Below are 13,190 nucleotides of genomic sequence, written 5' to 3'. Positions count from 1 at the left end.
CCGTGTCGGAAGAGACGATTTTCGCGGTCGCGACGGCCCCGGGAAAGGCCGGTGTGTCGGTCATCCGCATATCGGGCCCTGACGCCCATGCGGCTGCGGAGACGCTTGCGGGGGCGCTCCCTCCGCCCCGGCTTGCCGGGCTGCGCAGGCTGCGGGACGCCAAGGGCGACGTTCTGGACGAGGCCCTGGTGCTTCGGTTTCAGGCAGGTCAGAGTTTCACCGGTGAAGATGTCGTGGAATTCCACTGCCATGGCAGTATCGCGGTCGTCAGACGCGTGCTGACCTGTCTTGGAGACTTGCCCGGATGCCGGAGTGCTGAACCGGGCGAATTCACCCGGCGCGCGATGGAAACCGGGCGCCTCGACCTGACGCAGGTCGAGGCCTTGGCCGATCTGATCGAAGCCGAAACCGAGGTGCAGCGGCGGCAAGCGCAGCGCGCATTGAGCGGAGCGCTTGGCGCGCGCGTCGCGTCCTGGAGGGTGGATCTGGTGCGGGCGGCGGCACTTCTGGAGGCGGTGATCGACTTCGCTGACGAGGAGGTTCCGGAAGATGTGTCAGTGGAAGTGCTGGAGCTTCTGGGCCGTGTCCGGGATGGGCTTAGCACCGAGTTGTGTGGCATGGGTGCAGCGGAGCGCGTCCGGGAGGGGTTCGAGGTCGCGATCGTCGGTGCGCCGAATGTTGGGAAATCCACGCTCCTCAATCGCCTGGCTGGAAGGGAGGCCGCGATCACGTCGGATATCGCCGGAACGACGCGGGATGTCATCGAGGTCAGGATGGACGTTCATGGCCTGCCCGTCACGTTTTTGGATACGGCCGGTATCCGCGAAGCGCGCGATGCCGTTGAGGAGATCGGAATCAGCCGGGCCCGCGACCGTGCATCGGCAGCGGATTTGCGGGTTTTCCTTGTCAGCGCGAAGGAAGACGTGGAAGGGATCGCACCGCAATCAGAGGATATCGTTTTGACCGCGAAGGCCGATCTGAGCGGCGCGGTGGGCGGGGTGTCCGGTCTTACGGGTGCGGGCGTAGAGGACCTGTTGCGCCGGGTCGCTGATGTGCTCGGGGCCAGGGTGAACCGGTCGGGGCTGGCCACGCGAGAGCGCCATCGCGTCGCGATGATCGGTGCGGAACAGTCGCTCGAAGCGGCGGTGGCGTTGGTGACGCGTGGTCCGGAGGCGTATGATGTCGGTGCGGAGGAAACAAGGGCCTCGATTCGAACCCTTGAAGCGCTGGTGGGACGGATCGATGTAGAGGATTTGCTGGACGAGATATTTGCCAGCTTCTGTCTCGGGAAGTAGGAGTGTTTCACGTGAAACAGGACTTCGACGTCATCGTGATCGGCGGGGGCCATGCGGGTTGCGAAGCCGCACATGCGGCAGCCCGAATGGGCGCTCGCACGGCGCTGGTCACGCTCACGCGGGACGGGCTGGGCGTGATGTCGTGCAACCCGGCGATCGGGGGTCTTGGCAAGGGCCATCTCGTGCGCGAGATCGATGCGATGGATGGGATCATGGGCCGCGTGGCGGACCGGTCCGGTATTCAGTTCCGCCTTTTGAACCGCCGGAAGGGCCCGGCGGTTCAGGGCCCCCGTGCCCAGAGCGATCGCGGCCTCTACAAGAGATGGATGACCGCGGAAATCGGCGGCTGCGCCAACCTTTCGGTGATCGAGGGAGAGGTCACCGATTTCGTGATTGAGCGCGACACCGTTCGTGGTGTCCGCCTCCACGACGGCGCGGAACTGTCGGCGCCGTCCGTTGTCCTGACAACGGGCACGTTCCTGCGCGGCGTGATCCATATCGGGGATGTCAGCCGGCCGGGTGGGCGCATGGGCGACAGACCCTCGGTACCACTCGCGGAGCGTATCGAGTCCTTCGGTTTGCCGCTCGGGCGGCTGAAGACGGGCACGCCCCCGCGTCTGGATGGCCGCACGATTGATTGGTCCCGCGTGCAGAAGCAGCCCGGGGATGACGAGCCCGTCATGTTTTCGTTCCTGAACCGCGCGCCATTCGCGAAACAGGTCGCGTGCGGGATCACGCACACGAATCCAAGGACTCACGAGGTGATCCGGGCGAATCTGGATCGCTCTGCAATGTATGGCGGTCGTATCGACGGGGTGGGTCCGCGCTACTGCCCGTCGATCGAGGACAAGGTGGTTCGGTTCGCAGACAAGGACTCGCATCAGATCTTCCTTGAGCCCGAGGGGCTTGATGTCTCGACGGTTTATCCGAACGGCATTTCGACGTCGCTGCCAGAAGAAGTGCAGGAGTCCTATGTCCGGTCGATCGTCGGGCTGGAAAACGCGGTGATCCTGCAACCGGGTTATGCAATCGAATATGACTACGTGGACCCGCGTGCGCTGGACGCGACGTTGGCGGCGAAAGCGGTTCCGGGGCTCTATCTGGCGGGCCAGATAAACGGCACGACCGGGTATGAGGAAGCGGCGGCCCAGGGTTTGGTTGCTGGCCTCAATGCGGCGCGCCATGCGCAGTGTGGCGCGCCGGTATATTTCGGCCGCTCTGACAGCTACATCGGCGTTATGGTCGATGACCTGGTGACACGGGGCGTCAGCGAGCCCTATCGCATGTTCACGTCGCGCGCGGAATTCCGGCTCGCGCTGCGGGCCGATAATGCGGACCAGCGCCTGACACCCAAGGGGATCGAGCTCGGCTGTGTTTCCGAAGCACGGCAACGGGTTTTCGAGGCGCGTATGGGCGAGCTTGAAAGCGCTCGGCGGCGTCTTGGCGCGATGTCCGTCACGCCGCGGCAGTTGGCCGGAGCAGGCGTTGACGTGAACCCGGATGGGCCGCGGAGGGATGGGTTCTCGGCGCTCTCCGTGCCCGGGGTGACCGTCGAGACGTTGGAGGCGTTCGAGCCGGCGCTTAGCGAAGTGGATGTCGGAACTCGCCGTCAGATCGAGAGAGATGCGCTTTATGCGAATTACATCGACCGGCAGCGGCGCGATGTGGAAGCGATGCGTCGGGATGAGGCGCTGTCAATACCCAGCGGGTTCGAATATGCCGAAATCGCCGGGCTTTCGAACGAGTTGAAAGCGAAGCTGCAAGAGGCGCGCCCGACCAATCTGGCCCAGGCATCCAGGATAGATGGTATGACGCCCGCGGCTCTCGCGCTGCTGTTGGTAAAGCTGCGGCAAGCGGAGCGTGAGCATGCGCGCGCGGCTGGGTAATGCGGCCCCCACTTTGCCGCTGGATGTTTCACGTGAAACAGGAGCGCGCCTGGACCATTTCCGCGGGCTCGTCGAGAAATGGTCGCCGCGCATCAACCTGGTTTCGCGGGCCGCAGTCGCGGATTTGCAGGAGCGTCACATCGCCGATTCGGCACAGCTTTGGCACCTCGCGCCGCCGGCCAGGCGGTGGGTCGATCTGGGAAGTGGAGGCGGCTTTCCCGGCATGGTGATCGCAATCCTCGCGCGAGAGCTTCGCCCGGATTTGCGTGTCGTTCTCATCGAGAGTGACACGCGAAAGGCCGCATTTCTTGCGACGGCCATCCGAGAGACGGACGTGAACGCCGACATCATCGCTGAGCGCATCGAAACCGTGTCTCCACAAGCTGCCGATATCGTATCGGCCCGCGCGCTTGCGCCACTGGAGCGCTTGCTCGGCCTGGTCATGCGTCATCTTGCGCCGGGGGGCCGCGCGCTTCTGCCGAAGGGTGCGAAATGGCGGGAAGAGGTGGAAAACGCCCGTCGGACTTGGACTTTCGAGGCGGACACGATACCAAGTGTCACCGACCCGTCCGCCGTCATCCTGTCGATTGGAGAGATTGCGCGTGCCTGATTCGCCCCGTGCCCGTGTTCCGAAAATCATCGCCATAGCCAACCAGAAGGGTGGTGTGGGAAAGACGACGACCACGATCAACCTCGGGGCGGCTCTTGCGGCAGAGGGAAAGCGTGTCCTCATCGTGGATCTGGACCCGCAAGGCAACGCCTCCACCGGGCTGGGTGTTGAACCAGGGCGCCGCGACTACACGACATACGATCTCCTGCTCGAAGACGTGGCCCTGGCGAACGTGATACGCCAATGCGGTCCCGACGGGCTTGCGCTGATCCCCGCCAACGTCGATCTGAGTTCCGCGGACATGGAGCTTCTGACCACGGAACGGCGCAGCTTCCTTCTGAAAAAGGCGCTCAGACAGTCCGGCATGGCAGAGTATGGTTGGGACTATATCCTGATCGATTGTCCGCCGTCGCTGAACCTTCTGACCGTCAATGCGATGGTGGCGGCGGATTCGGTGCTCGTCCCGCTGCAAAGCGAGTTTTTCGCGCTCGAGGGTCTGTCGCAACTCATGTTGACGATCCGCGAGGTTCGGTCGACCGCGAATACCGGCCTCCGGATCGAGGGCGTCGTGCTGACCATGTACGACGTGCGGAACAATCTTTCGCAGCAGGTGGAAGCCGACGCGCGCGAAACGCTTGGGGAGCTCGTCTTCCAGACCGTGATCCCACGCAATGTCCGGCTGAGCGAGGCGCCGTCCTACGCGATGCCCGTGCTGCAATACGATCCCGCCTCCAAGGGTGCCGAGGCGTATCGCGCTCTCGCTGCGGAGCTTTTGCGCAATCATGCCCGAGTGGCAGCCTGATCCGGAGACTGAAGCATGTCGGAAAAGAAGGGCAAGGCACGCGGTCTCGGGCGCGGGCTGTCGGCGCTGATGGCGGATGTGGAGCCGGCGCGTGACGCCTCTGGCGAGGCGGCACCGCGGCGTCCCGACACCCTCGTGCCCATAGAGCAGGTCGCGCCCAATCCGGATCAGCCGCGTCGGCATTTCGCCGAAGCCGATTTGCAGGAACTGGCGGAGTCCGTCCGCGCTCGCGGGATCCTTCAGCCCCTCATCGTTCGCCCGGACCCGCGGGATCCCGGCGCTTTCCAGATCGTCGCCGGCGAACGGCGCTGGCGCGCGGCGCAACTTGCCCAGCTTCACGAGATCCCCGTTCTCGTGCGCGACTTCGATGATACCGAGGTGCTGGAAGTCGCCATCGTCGAGAACATCCAGCGCGCCGACCTCAATCCCCTGGAAGAGGCCGCCGGCTATCGTCAACTCATGGATCGCTTCGGTCACACCCAGGAAAAGCTGGCGCAAGCGCTGGGCAAGAGCCGCAGCCACATCGCGAACCTGCTGCGGCTTCTCAATCTTCCCGATGAAGTGCAGGGGATGGTGCGCGAGGGCAGTTTGTCGGCCGGCCATGCCCGGGCGCTGGTCGCAACCGACATGCCGGTAGAGATTGCCCGGCAGGTGGCCGCCAAGGGCCTTTCGGTTCGGGAAACCGAGAAGCTGGTGAAGAAATCGGCGCAGGAGCCGCGTTCACCGCGCGCGCCGCGCCAAAGCGGCGGCGAGAAGGACGCCGATACCCGCGCGCTCGAAGGGGATCTTCATGCCGCGCTTGGGATGGGCGTGTCCATCGAGCACGATCCGGGCACCAATGGCGGTCGCATTGTGATCCGGTATCACTCGCTGGAGCAGCTTGATACGTTGTGTAACCTATTGAGTCGCAACTGAAATCCCGACAGGGCACTATTCCGACAATAACTGTCGGATAACTCCGTTCAACAGAAGGCGGCCCGAATCGGTCGCGCGAAGCCAATCATCCGCTCGCTCAACCAGCCCGAGTTCGGCAAGCTCTTCGATCGACTCTTCGCGCACCGCGTTCGGATCGAGCGATGCGAGGCGCGACAGGGACACGCCCTCGCGCAGTCGCAGGCCCATCATCAGGCATTCGGCCGCCTCGTCCGCGGCGGCAAGCGGCTCGGTCGATCGCCAGCCATGCCCGCGCTCGGCCATGTCCAGCCATGCGTCCGGGGCAAGTTCGGTATCGGTGCCGATGCGCCGCGTGCCGAGGGTCAGCCGGCCATGGGCTCCAGGCCCGATGCCGGCATAGTCGCCGTAGCGCCAATAGATCAGGTTGTGACGCGACTCCGCACCGGGACGCGCGTGGTTGGAAATCTCGTAGCCGTGCATCCCGGCGACGGCGCAGATCTCCTGCGTCAGCTCGTACATGTCCGCGCCCAGCGGCTCGTCCGGAAGCCCCCGCAATCCACCCCGCGCCGCGCGCTCCGCGAAAGCTGTGCCCGGCTCCAGCGTGAGTTGGTAGAGCGAGAGATGGTCCACCGCCATCTCGAGGGCCTCGGAAAGCTCCGCGCGCCATCCCTCCAGCGTCTGGTGCTGGCGGGCGTAGATCAGGTCGAAGCTGACGCGGTCGAAAACGCTTCGCGCGACATCGAAGGCGGCGCGGGCCTCGGCCGCCGAATGCTGCCGTCCGAGCCGCGCCAGGTCCTCGTCGTTCAAGGCCTGCACACCCATCGACAGCCGGGTCACGCCGGCCGCCCCGTAGGCCCGGAAACGGCCCGCTTCGACGGAGGTCGGGTTGGCCTCCAGGGTGACCTCGAGCGTTTCGTCCGTTTTCCACGTTCTTCGCACCCGGTCGAGGATCGCGGCCACCAGATCGGGGTCCATCAGGCTGGGCGTGCCACCGCCGAAGAAGACGGTATCAAGACGCCTGTCCGCGGTCAGGCGCCCGACGCGATCGATCTCTGCAAGGTAGGCGCGCCGCCAGCGCCCCTGGTCGATGTCGCGCGAGACGTGGCTGTTGAAATCGCAATAGGGGCACTTGGCCGCGCAGAAAGGCCAGTGGACATAAAGGCCGAACCCGCCGGCGCGCCAATCCTCAGCCAAAACAGCCTGCGAGCAGCTTTTCCATCGCGCGCCCGCGATGGCTCATGCGGTTCTTTTTCCAGCGATCCATCTCCGCGAAGGTGATGTCGTGACCGTCAGGTATGAAGATCGGGTCGTAGCCGTGACCCTGCCTGCCCCGCATCGGCCATGTGATGCGCCCCTCGATCGCACCGTCGAACACCTCGTCGTGGCCGTCCGGCCAGGCAAGGACGAGCGTGCAGCGAAACCGCGCCGTCCAGGGTTGTGGCGCGCCGGTTTCGACGAGCGCGTCGTGGGCCTTGCTCATCGCGTGGATGAAATCGCGACCTGCACCCGTCTCCGCCCAATCGGCGGTATGCACGCCGGGCGCCCCGTCCAGCGCATCGATCTCCAGCCCGGAATCGTCCGCCAGCGCAGGCAACCCGGTCGCCCGGGCCGCGGCATGTGCCTTTATGCGGGCGTTTCCCGCGAAACTCGTCTCGGTCTCCTCGGGTTCGGGCAGGTCATGCGCGGCGGCGCCCGTCACCGTGACGCCGTGATCGGCGAGCAGCGCCGCAATCTCTTCGAGCTTGCCCGCGTTGTGCGTGGCCACGAGAAGCTGATCGCCCGCGAAACGTCTCATGCCGCGACCGCTGCTTTCTGCACCTCGGCCAGCCGCTTCACGCCCGCATCCGCGAGGTCGAGCAGGGTCTCCATCTGCGCGCGGGTGTAGGTGGCGCCCTCGGCCGACATCTGCACCTCGATCAGGCGACCGTCGCCAGTCATCACGAAATTCCCGTCCGCGCCGGCCTCGCTGTCCTCGGCGTAGTCGAGGTCGAGGACGGCCTGGCCGGCGTAAAGACCGCAGGACACCGCCGCGACAGGTTCGCCCAGCGGGTCGGAGACGATGTCGCCGGCCTTCATCAGCTTGTTCACCGCCAGTCGCAGCGCGACCCAGCCGCCCGTGATCGCGGCACAGCGCGTTCCGCCATCGGCCTGGATCACGTCGCAATCGACGGTGATCTGGCGCTCTCCCAGCGCGACCCGGTCCACCCCGGCGCGAAGCGACCGTCCGATCAGGCGCTGGATCTCGACCGTGCGCCCGCCCTGTTTTCCGGCCGTGGCCTCGCGGCGCATCCGCGTGTTGGTGGCGCGCGGCAGCATCCCGTATTCCGCGGTGACCCAGCCCAGGCCCGCGCCCTTCAGGAAGGGGGGCACGCGCTCTTCCAGCGTCGCGGTGCAGAGAACATGGGTGTCCCCCATGCGAATCATGCACGACCCCTCGGCGTGCTTCGTGACCCCGGTGTCGATTGAAACGGGGCGCAGATCGCTTAAGTCTCTACCAGACGGGCGCATCACTTCTCCTGAGCTTGGAATACGCGCACCGGATACAGGGCCGTGCCGGAGATGCGCAAGCCCGATTGAATTTTCGCAGCCGCGCAGTTTAATGGCAGGCCGGGCAGGGGACTTTTTCGGCAATGCAGGACGCCACACGCCTTCTGGAAGAGCTGAACGACCGCTCGCGCGAGGTCTTTCGGCGGGTGGTGGAAGGGTATCTCGACAGCGGGGAGCCCGTGGGCTCCCGCACGCTGACCCGCGCGATGTCGGAAAAGGTGTCCGCCGCGACGATCCGCAACGTGATGCAGGATCTCGAATATCTCGGGCTTCTGGACAGCCCCCATGTCAGCGCGGGACGTGTCCCCACCCAGCTTGGGTTGCGCATGTTCGTCGACGGCCTGCTCGAGGTTGGGGACCTTACCGACGAGGACCGGCAGAAGATCGACGTGACGCTCGGTTCCAACACCGCGGACACCAGCGGCCTGCTCGATCGCGTGGGCGCCGCGCTTTCGGGCGTCACGCAGGGCGCGAGCCTCGTTCTGACACCGAAACACGAGGCGCCGATCCGGCACATCGAATTCGTCAGCCTGGGCCCGGACCGCGCGCTTGTGGTGCTCGTTTTCGCCGATGGCCATGTTGAAAACCGCATCTTCACCCCGCCGCCGGGTCAGACGCCGTCTTCCATGCGCGAGGCCGGCAATTTCCTGAACGCGCTGGTCGAGGGGCGCACGATTTCCGAACTGCGCACCGTCATCGGCGCCGAGATTGAGCGCCGGCGGCAGGAGATCGACGGTCTGGCCCGGCAACTGGTCGAGGACGGGCTGGCGGTCTGGGCAGAGGACGGGGACACGCGGGCGCGCCTCATCGTTCGGGGCCGGGCCAATCTTCTTGGTGGCGCCGGCGGGGACGAAGAGCTGGAACGGATCCGCGTGCTCTTTGACGACCTGGAGCGCAAGCGCGACATCGCGGAGTTTCTGGAACTTGCCGAGGACGGTGAGGGCGTGCGGATATTCATAGGGTCCGAGAACAAACTTTTTTCGCTTTCGGGTTCCTCTCTGGTCGTCTCTCCATATATGAACGCGGACCGGAAGATCGTGGGCGCCGTGGGTGTGATCGGACCGACGCGCCTGAACTACGGGCGCATCGTTCCGATCGTGGATTACACGGCGCACCTGGTCGGGCGGCTGATCTCCGACCGCAGCTAGAGGTGACACATGGCAGACTCCAAGCGTGAGGACAATTTCCTTGATGACGTCGAGGCGGCAGAGGTCGAAGAGCGAGCCTTCGAAACGGAGGAGCCCGCGGCCGAAGAGCTGGAACTCGACGCCTTGAGGGCCGAGCGCGACGAATTGCGCGACCGCTACATGCGCGCGCTCGCCGATGCCGAGAATGCCCGGAAACGATCCGAGAAGGATCGGCGCGAGGCAGAGCGTTACGGCGGCACGCGCATCGCGCGCGACCTCGTGCCGGTTTACGACAACCTGCAGCGCGCGCTTCTCGCGGCACGCGACGAGGGGGAGTCGGCCTCCGTCGCCCTTGTCGAGGGGGTCGAGCTGACCTTGCGCGAACTGATGAATGTTTTCCGCAAGCACGGGGTGGAGCCGATCACGCCGCAGGTGGGCGACCGCTTCGATCCGCAGCTTCACGAAGCGATGTACGAGGCGCCGGTCCCGGGCACCACGGCGGGCGAGATCATCCAGGTGCAGGCGGACGGCTTCCTGCTGCACGACCGGCTGCTGCGCGCCGCGCAGGTCGGCGTGTCCTCCAACACGGGCTGAGAACGGGACTCCCCGGCTAGGGCGCTCGGGCGATCTCGGCCTTCAATTCGTAGAGCAGGTCGAGAGCCTCGCGCGGGCTGAGTTCGTCGGGGTGGATCTCGGCGAGGCGCGTTTCGATCGCGGAAGGCTGCGCTGGGGCCGGCGCGAATGTGGCCGCTGCTGCGAACAACGGAAGGTCCTCGGCCAGGTCGACCGCGCGGGCGCCGCCCTCGCGATCGCCGCGCTCCAATGTCTCCAGCACCATGCGCGCGCGCGCCACGACCGAGGCCGGGAGGCCGGCAAGCTGGGCCACCTGCACGCCGTAGGACCGGTCGGCCGCGCCGGGGCGCACCTCGTGCAGGAAGATGACCTCGCCTTCCCATTCCTTCACCGCCACCGTTGCGTTCTCCACGCCATCGAGGCGCGCGGCGAGCGCGGTAAGCTCATGGTAGTGGGTGGCGAAGAGCGCGCGGCAGCGGTTCACCTCGTGCAGATGCTCGAGGGTGGCCCATGCGATGGAAAGCCCGTCATAGGTGGCGGTGCCGCGGCCGATCTCGTCGAGGATGACCAGCGCACGGTCGTCGGCCTGGTTCAGGATCGCCGCGGTCTCGACCATTTCCACCATGAAGGTGGAGCGCCCGCGCGCCAGATCGTCCGACGCCCCCACGCGGCTGAAAAGCTGGCTCACGACGCCGAGGCGGGCGTGCCGCGCGGGCACGAAGGCGCCCATCTGTGCCAGCACGGCGATCAGCGCGTTCTGCCGCAGCCACGTGGATTTTCCGGCCATGTTCGGCCCGGTCAGCAGCCGGATCGCCGCCGTATCACCCTCGGCGGACAGCGCGCAGTCGTTGGCGATGAAGGGCGCTCCGTCGGCGCGCAGCGCCGCCTCGACCACCGGGTGGCGTCCGCCTTCCACCGCGAAGGCGCGGCTTGCATCTACCTCGGGCCGGGTCCAGTCCTGCTCGCGAGCGAGATCGGCGAGCGCAGCGGCGAGATCGAGTTCCGCGAGCGCGCGCGCCACCTCTCCGAGGGCCACGGCCTCGTCGAGGATCGCGTCGCGCAGGCGCGCGAACACCGCTTTCTCCATCTCGAGCGCGCGAGCCCCGGCGTTCAGGATCTTCGTCTCCAGCTCGGAAAGTTCCACCGTGACGAAACGCAGCTGATTCGCCGTCGTCTGGCGGTGGATGAAGGTTTCCGAAAGGGGCGGGGCCATCATGCGCTCTGCGTGGGTGGCGGTTGTTTCCACGAAATAGCCCAGCACGCTGTTGTGCTTGATCTTGAGCGAGGCGATACCCGTGCGTTCCGCGTATTGCGCCTGAAGCCCGGCGATGACGCCGCGCCCCTCGTCGCGCAGCCGCCGGGTGTCGTCGAGTTCGGGCTCGAACCCTTCGGCCACGAAACCCCCGTCCCGCGCAAGCAGGGGAGGCTCGGCCACCAGCGCGGCGTCGAGCAGGGAGAAAAGCGCCTCATGGCCCCGCAGCGCCGCGACGGCCCCGGCAAGAAGATCGGGCAGATCATGCGCCGACGCGCGGACCTGAAGCGTCTCCGCCTCTTGCAGCGCGGCGCGTATCGCGGCGAGGTCGCGCGGCCCGGCGCGGTCCAGCGCCAGACGAGACAGCGCGCGATCGATGTCGGGCACCTTGCGCAGCCGCGCGCGCAGTTCGCCCGCGAGCGTCTGATCCTCGAAAAGCGCGCCGACGGCGGATTGACGGGCGTGGATCGTAGACAGATCGCGCGAGGGTGCGGAAAGCCGCCGCTCCAGGAGCCGCGCGCCCCCCGCCGTTACGGTGCGGTCTATGGCGGCAAGCAGCGATCCGGCGCGCCCGCCCTGCAGCGCGCGGGTGAGTTCGAGGTTGCGGCGGGTCGCCGCGTCGATCTGCATCAGGGCGCCGGAGGCCTCTCGTGCCGGCGGCCGCAGAAGGGGCAGTTTCCCCTTCTGCGTGAGCTCGAGATACTCGACGATCGCCCCCATCGCGGACAGTTCGGCGCGGGTGAAGGCCCCGAAACCGTCCAGCGTCTCCACCCGGAACAGCGCGGCGATCCGCCCCTCGGCCGCGGTGCTGTCGAAGGCCGAGCGCCCCAGCGCCGTGAGCGCCGCGCCATGATCGGCCACCACGTTCGCGCAGTCGCGTTCCAGCACCTCGGAGACGAGGACCTCCGACGGCGCCAGCCGCGCCAGTTCCGGTCCGAGCCGGACACGCGGAATCGACATGACGTGAAAGGCGCCGGTGGAAATGTCGACCCAGGCGAGGGCGCCCTCGTTCCGCGTCTCGGCATAGGCGGCCAGGAAATTGTGGCGCCGCGCCTCGAGAAGGCTGTCCTCGGTCAGCGTGCCGGGGGTGACGAGGCGGACCACCTCGCGCCTGACCACGGCCTTGGAACCGCGCTTGCGGGCCTCTTCGGGGCGTTCCATCTGCTCGCAGACCGCGACGCGGAATCCCTTGCGGATCAGGGTCAGAAGATAGCCCTCCGCGGAATGCACGGGCACGCCGCACATCGGGATGTCCTCGCCGTCGTGCTTGCCGCGCCTGGTGAGCGCGATGTCGAGCGCCCCCGCGGCCGCCATCGCGTCGTCGAAGAACATCTCGTAGAAATCGCCCATCCGGTAGAACAGGAGCGCGTCCGGATTCTCCGCCTTGATCGCGGAATATTGTGCCATCATCGGCGTTGTGTTGGCGGTTGCAGTCAGGCTACACTCCTCAGCCATCGTTCGCACCCAGCATCCGGAAGGTGACCCGTTGCCGATATTCGGTGGGCTTAGTCAATGTTGACGACCTTTGCACCCCTCGATCTCAGCCATCTGACGCCCGCGGCGCAAGGCTCGGAGCGGCGGGTGTACCTGCACCCGCGGGACGACGACCTCGTGGTCAAGACGATCATCCCGCGCGATGCGCGCAACCTCAGCCTGCGCACGATGCGGGGGCTGACCACGCGGTTTTTCTCGTCGGTCCTCACCCGCTCCACCATCGCCGAGCAGAAGGAGCAGGCGCGCACGCTTTCGGCGGCGCAGGCGAATTTCGGGCGCCCGCCCTTCGCGCTGCATTACGGCTTCGTTCAGACGACCCAAGGCTGGGGCGCGCTCGCGCAACGGGTCGCCGACCCGCAAGGGCGGCTGGGGCCGACGCTCCTGCAACTCTCCAGAACCGGAGACCTTACCGAGGAAGTCGTCGAGCTGCTGAACGACACCGCTCGGCGGATGGAGCTTTACGGCGTGCAGGCCAGTGACATGAACGCCAAGAATTTCGTGCTCGGTACCCGTGGCGACGGGCGCGAGGTGGTGCTTGTGGACGGGCTGGGCGACGTGCACGCGCTGCCGTTGCGCAGGCTGTCGCGGCGTTTCAACCGCGCGTCACAGGATCGCGCCTTCCGCAAATGCGCGGCGCGGCTCGGTCTCGAGTGGGACAGCGCGGCATGGCGGTTCCACAAGAGCTGACCGTTGCGCGTAAGGCCCGGCCC

At 66.5% G+C, this 13,190-nt stretch carries 12 protein-coding genes; 8 read left to right on the top strand and 4 right to left on the bottom strand.

Annotated features, from left to right (window positions below; all coding sequences use genetic code 11):
- Window positions 1-2: 2 nt before the first annotated feature.
- The 5 genes from mnmE to AB6A66_RS10695 are packed head-to-tail and all read left to right on the top strand — an operon-like array spanning window position 3 to window position 5,508.
- Window positions 3-1,295 (top strand): tRNA uridine-5-carboxymethylaminomethyl(34) synthesis GTPase MnmE, encoded by a 1,293-nt coding sequence (mnmE, locus tag AB6A66_RS10715; RefSeq protein ID WP_371055877.1) that lies wholly within the window; start codon window positions 3-5, stop codon window positions 1,293-1,295.
- A 2-nt stretch (window positions 1,296-1,297) separates the two neighbouring features.
- Window positions 1,298-3,181, top strand: a complete 1,884-nt coding sequence (gene mnmG, locus AB6A66_RS10710; RefSeq protein WP_371055876.1) for a tRNA uridine-5-carboxymethylaminomethyl(34) synthesis enzyme MnmG — start codon at window positions 1,298-1,300, stop codon at window positions 3,179-3,181.
- Complete coding sequence (gene rsmG / locus AB6A66_RS10705) at window positions 3,162-3,791, top strand: 16S rRNA (guanine(527)-N(7))-methyltransferase RsmG (protein WP_371055875.1); 630 nt, start codon at window positions 3,162-3,164, stop codon at window positions 3,789-3,791. The genes mnmG and rsmG overlap by 20 nt, the downstream gene beginning before the upstream one ends.
- Entirely contained in the window at window positions 3,784-4,593 is an 810-nt protein-coding gene (locus AB6A66_RS10700) for a ParA family protein (protein ID WP_371038847.1), read from the top strand. The genes rsmG and AB6A66_RS10700 overlap by 8 nt, the downstream gene beginning before the upstream one ends.
- 15 nt (window positions 4,594-4,608) lie before the next feature.
- Window positions 4,609-5,508 carry a ParB/RepB/Spo0J family partition protein gene (locus tag AB6A66_RS10695; RefSeq protein WP_371055874.1) on the top strand — a complete coding sequence of 300 codons (900 nt, stop codon included), beginning with the start codon at window positions 4,609-4,611 and terminating at the stop codon, window positions 5,506-5,508.
- Between the two features lie 15 nt (window positions 5,509-5,523).
- Here AB6A66_RS10695 and hemW read toward each other — a convergent pair whose 3' ends face one another.
- Genes hemW through rph form a run of 3 tightly spaced genes read right to left on the bottom strand, consistent with a single transcriptional unit; the run spans window position 5,524 to window position 7,995 of the window.
- Complete coding sequence (gene hemW / locus AB6A66_RS10690; RefSeq protein WP_371055873.1) at window positions 5,524-6,681, bottom strand: radical SAM family heme chaperone HemW; 1,158 nt, start codon at window positions 6,679-6,681, stop codon at window positions 5,524-5,526.
- A complete protein-coding gene (gene rdgB, locus AB6A66_RS10685; RefSeq protein ID WP_371055872.1) occupies window positions 6,674-7,282 on the bottom strand; it encodes an RdgB/HAM1 family non-canonical purine NTP pyrophosphatase in 609 nt (202 codons plus the stop codon). The genes hemW and rdgB overlap by 8 nt, the downstream gene beginning before the upstream one ends.
- The gene (rph, locus tag AB6A66_RS10680; RefSeq protein ID WP_371055871.1) at window positions 7,279-7,995 is read right to left on the bottom strand and encodes a ribonuclease PH; all 717 of its coding nucleotides are present in this window, start codon (window positions 7,993-7,995) and stop codon (window positions 7,279-7,281) included. Before rph ends, rdgB begins: the two co-directional genes overlap by 4 nt.
- Before the next feature lie 122 nt (window positions 7,996-8,117).
- Here rph and hrcA point away from each other — a divergent pair, with 122 nt between their 5' ends.
- Window positions 8,118-9,182: a heat-inducible transcriptional repressor HrcA gene (hrcA, locus tag AB6A66_RS10675; RefSeq protein ID WP_371038842.1), complete on the top strand. Its 1,065-nt coding sequence runs from the start codon at window positions 8,118-8,120 to the stop codon at window positions 9,180-9,182.
- Window positions 9,183-9,191: 9 nt separating this feature from the next.
- Window positions 9,192-9,755, top strand: a complete 564-nt coding sequence (locus tag AB6A66_RS10670; protein WP_371055870.1) for a nucleotide exchange factor GrpE — start codon at window positions 9,192-9,194, stop codon at window positions 9,753-9,755.
- Between the two features lie 16 nt (window positions 9,756-9,771).
- On the opposite strand, the gene mutS is transcribed toward AB6A66_RS10670, so the two are convergent.
- Entirely contained in the window at window positions 9,772-12,441 is a 2,670-nt protein-coding gene (gene mutS / locus AB6A66_RS10665) for a DNA mismatch repair protein MutS (protein ID WP_371055869.1), read from the bottom strand.
- Between the two features lie 57 nt (window positions 12,442-12,498).
- Between mutS and AB6A66_RS10660 the strand changes: the two genes are divergently transcribed.
- Window positions 12,499-13,167 carry a YrbL family protein gene (locus AB6A66_RS10660; RefSeq protein ID WP_371055868.1) on the top strand — a complete coding sequence of 223 codons (669 nt, stop codon included), beginning with the start codon at window positions 12,499-12,501 and terminating at the stop codon, window positions 13,165-13,167.
- Window positions 13,168-13,190 lie beyond the last annotated feature (23 nt).

Source organism: Rhodosalinus sp. K401, assembly GCF_041365735.1.
In the GTDB taxonomy this organism is placed as follows: domain Bacteria; phylum Pseudomonadota; class Alphaproteobacteria; order Rhodobacterales; family Rhodobacteraceae; genus Rhodosalinus.
The sequence above is the reverse complement of the archived record's forward strand: the minus strand, read 5'-3'. Positions and strand labels throughout refer to the sequence as shown.

Excerpts from the sequence above, each read along its gene's own strand:
- mutS (WP_371055869.1), bottom strand. The coding sequence starts at position 12,441 with ATGGCTGAGGAGTGTAGCCTGACTGCAACCGCCAACACAACGCCGATG.
- rdgB (WP_371055872.1), bottom strand. The coding sequence starts at position 7,282 with ATGAGACGTTTCGCGGGCGATCAGCTTCTCGTGGCCACGCACAACGCG.
- AB6A66_RS10670 (WP_371055870.1), top strand. The coding sequence starts at position 9,192 with ATGGCAGACTCCAAGCGTGAGGACAATTTCCTTGATGACGTCGAGGCG.
- rph (WP_371055871.1), bottom strand. The coding sequence starts at position 7,995 with ATGCGCCCGTCTGGTAGAGACTTAAGCGATCTGCGCCCCGTTTCAATC.
- rsmG (WP_371055875.1), top strand. The coding sequence starts at position 3,162 with ATGCGCGCGCGGCTGGGTAATGCGGCCCCCACTTTGCCGCTGGATGTT.
- AB6A66_RS10695 (WP_371055874.1), top strand. The coding sequence starts at position 4,609 with ATGTCGGAAAAGAAGGGCAAGGCACGCGGTCTCGGGCGCGGGCTGTCG.
- AB6A66_RS10660 (WP_371055868.1), top strand. The coding sequence starts at position 12,499 with ATGTTGACGACCTTTGCACCCCTCGATCTCAGCCATCTGACGCCCGCG.
- hrcA (WP_371038842.1), top strand. The coding sequence starts at position 8,118 with ATGCAGGACGCCACACGCCTTCTGGAAGAGCTGAACGACCGCTCGCGC.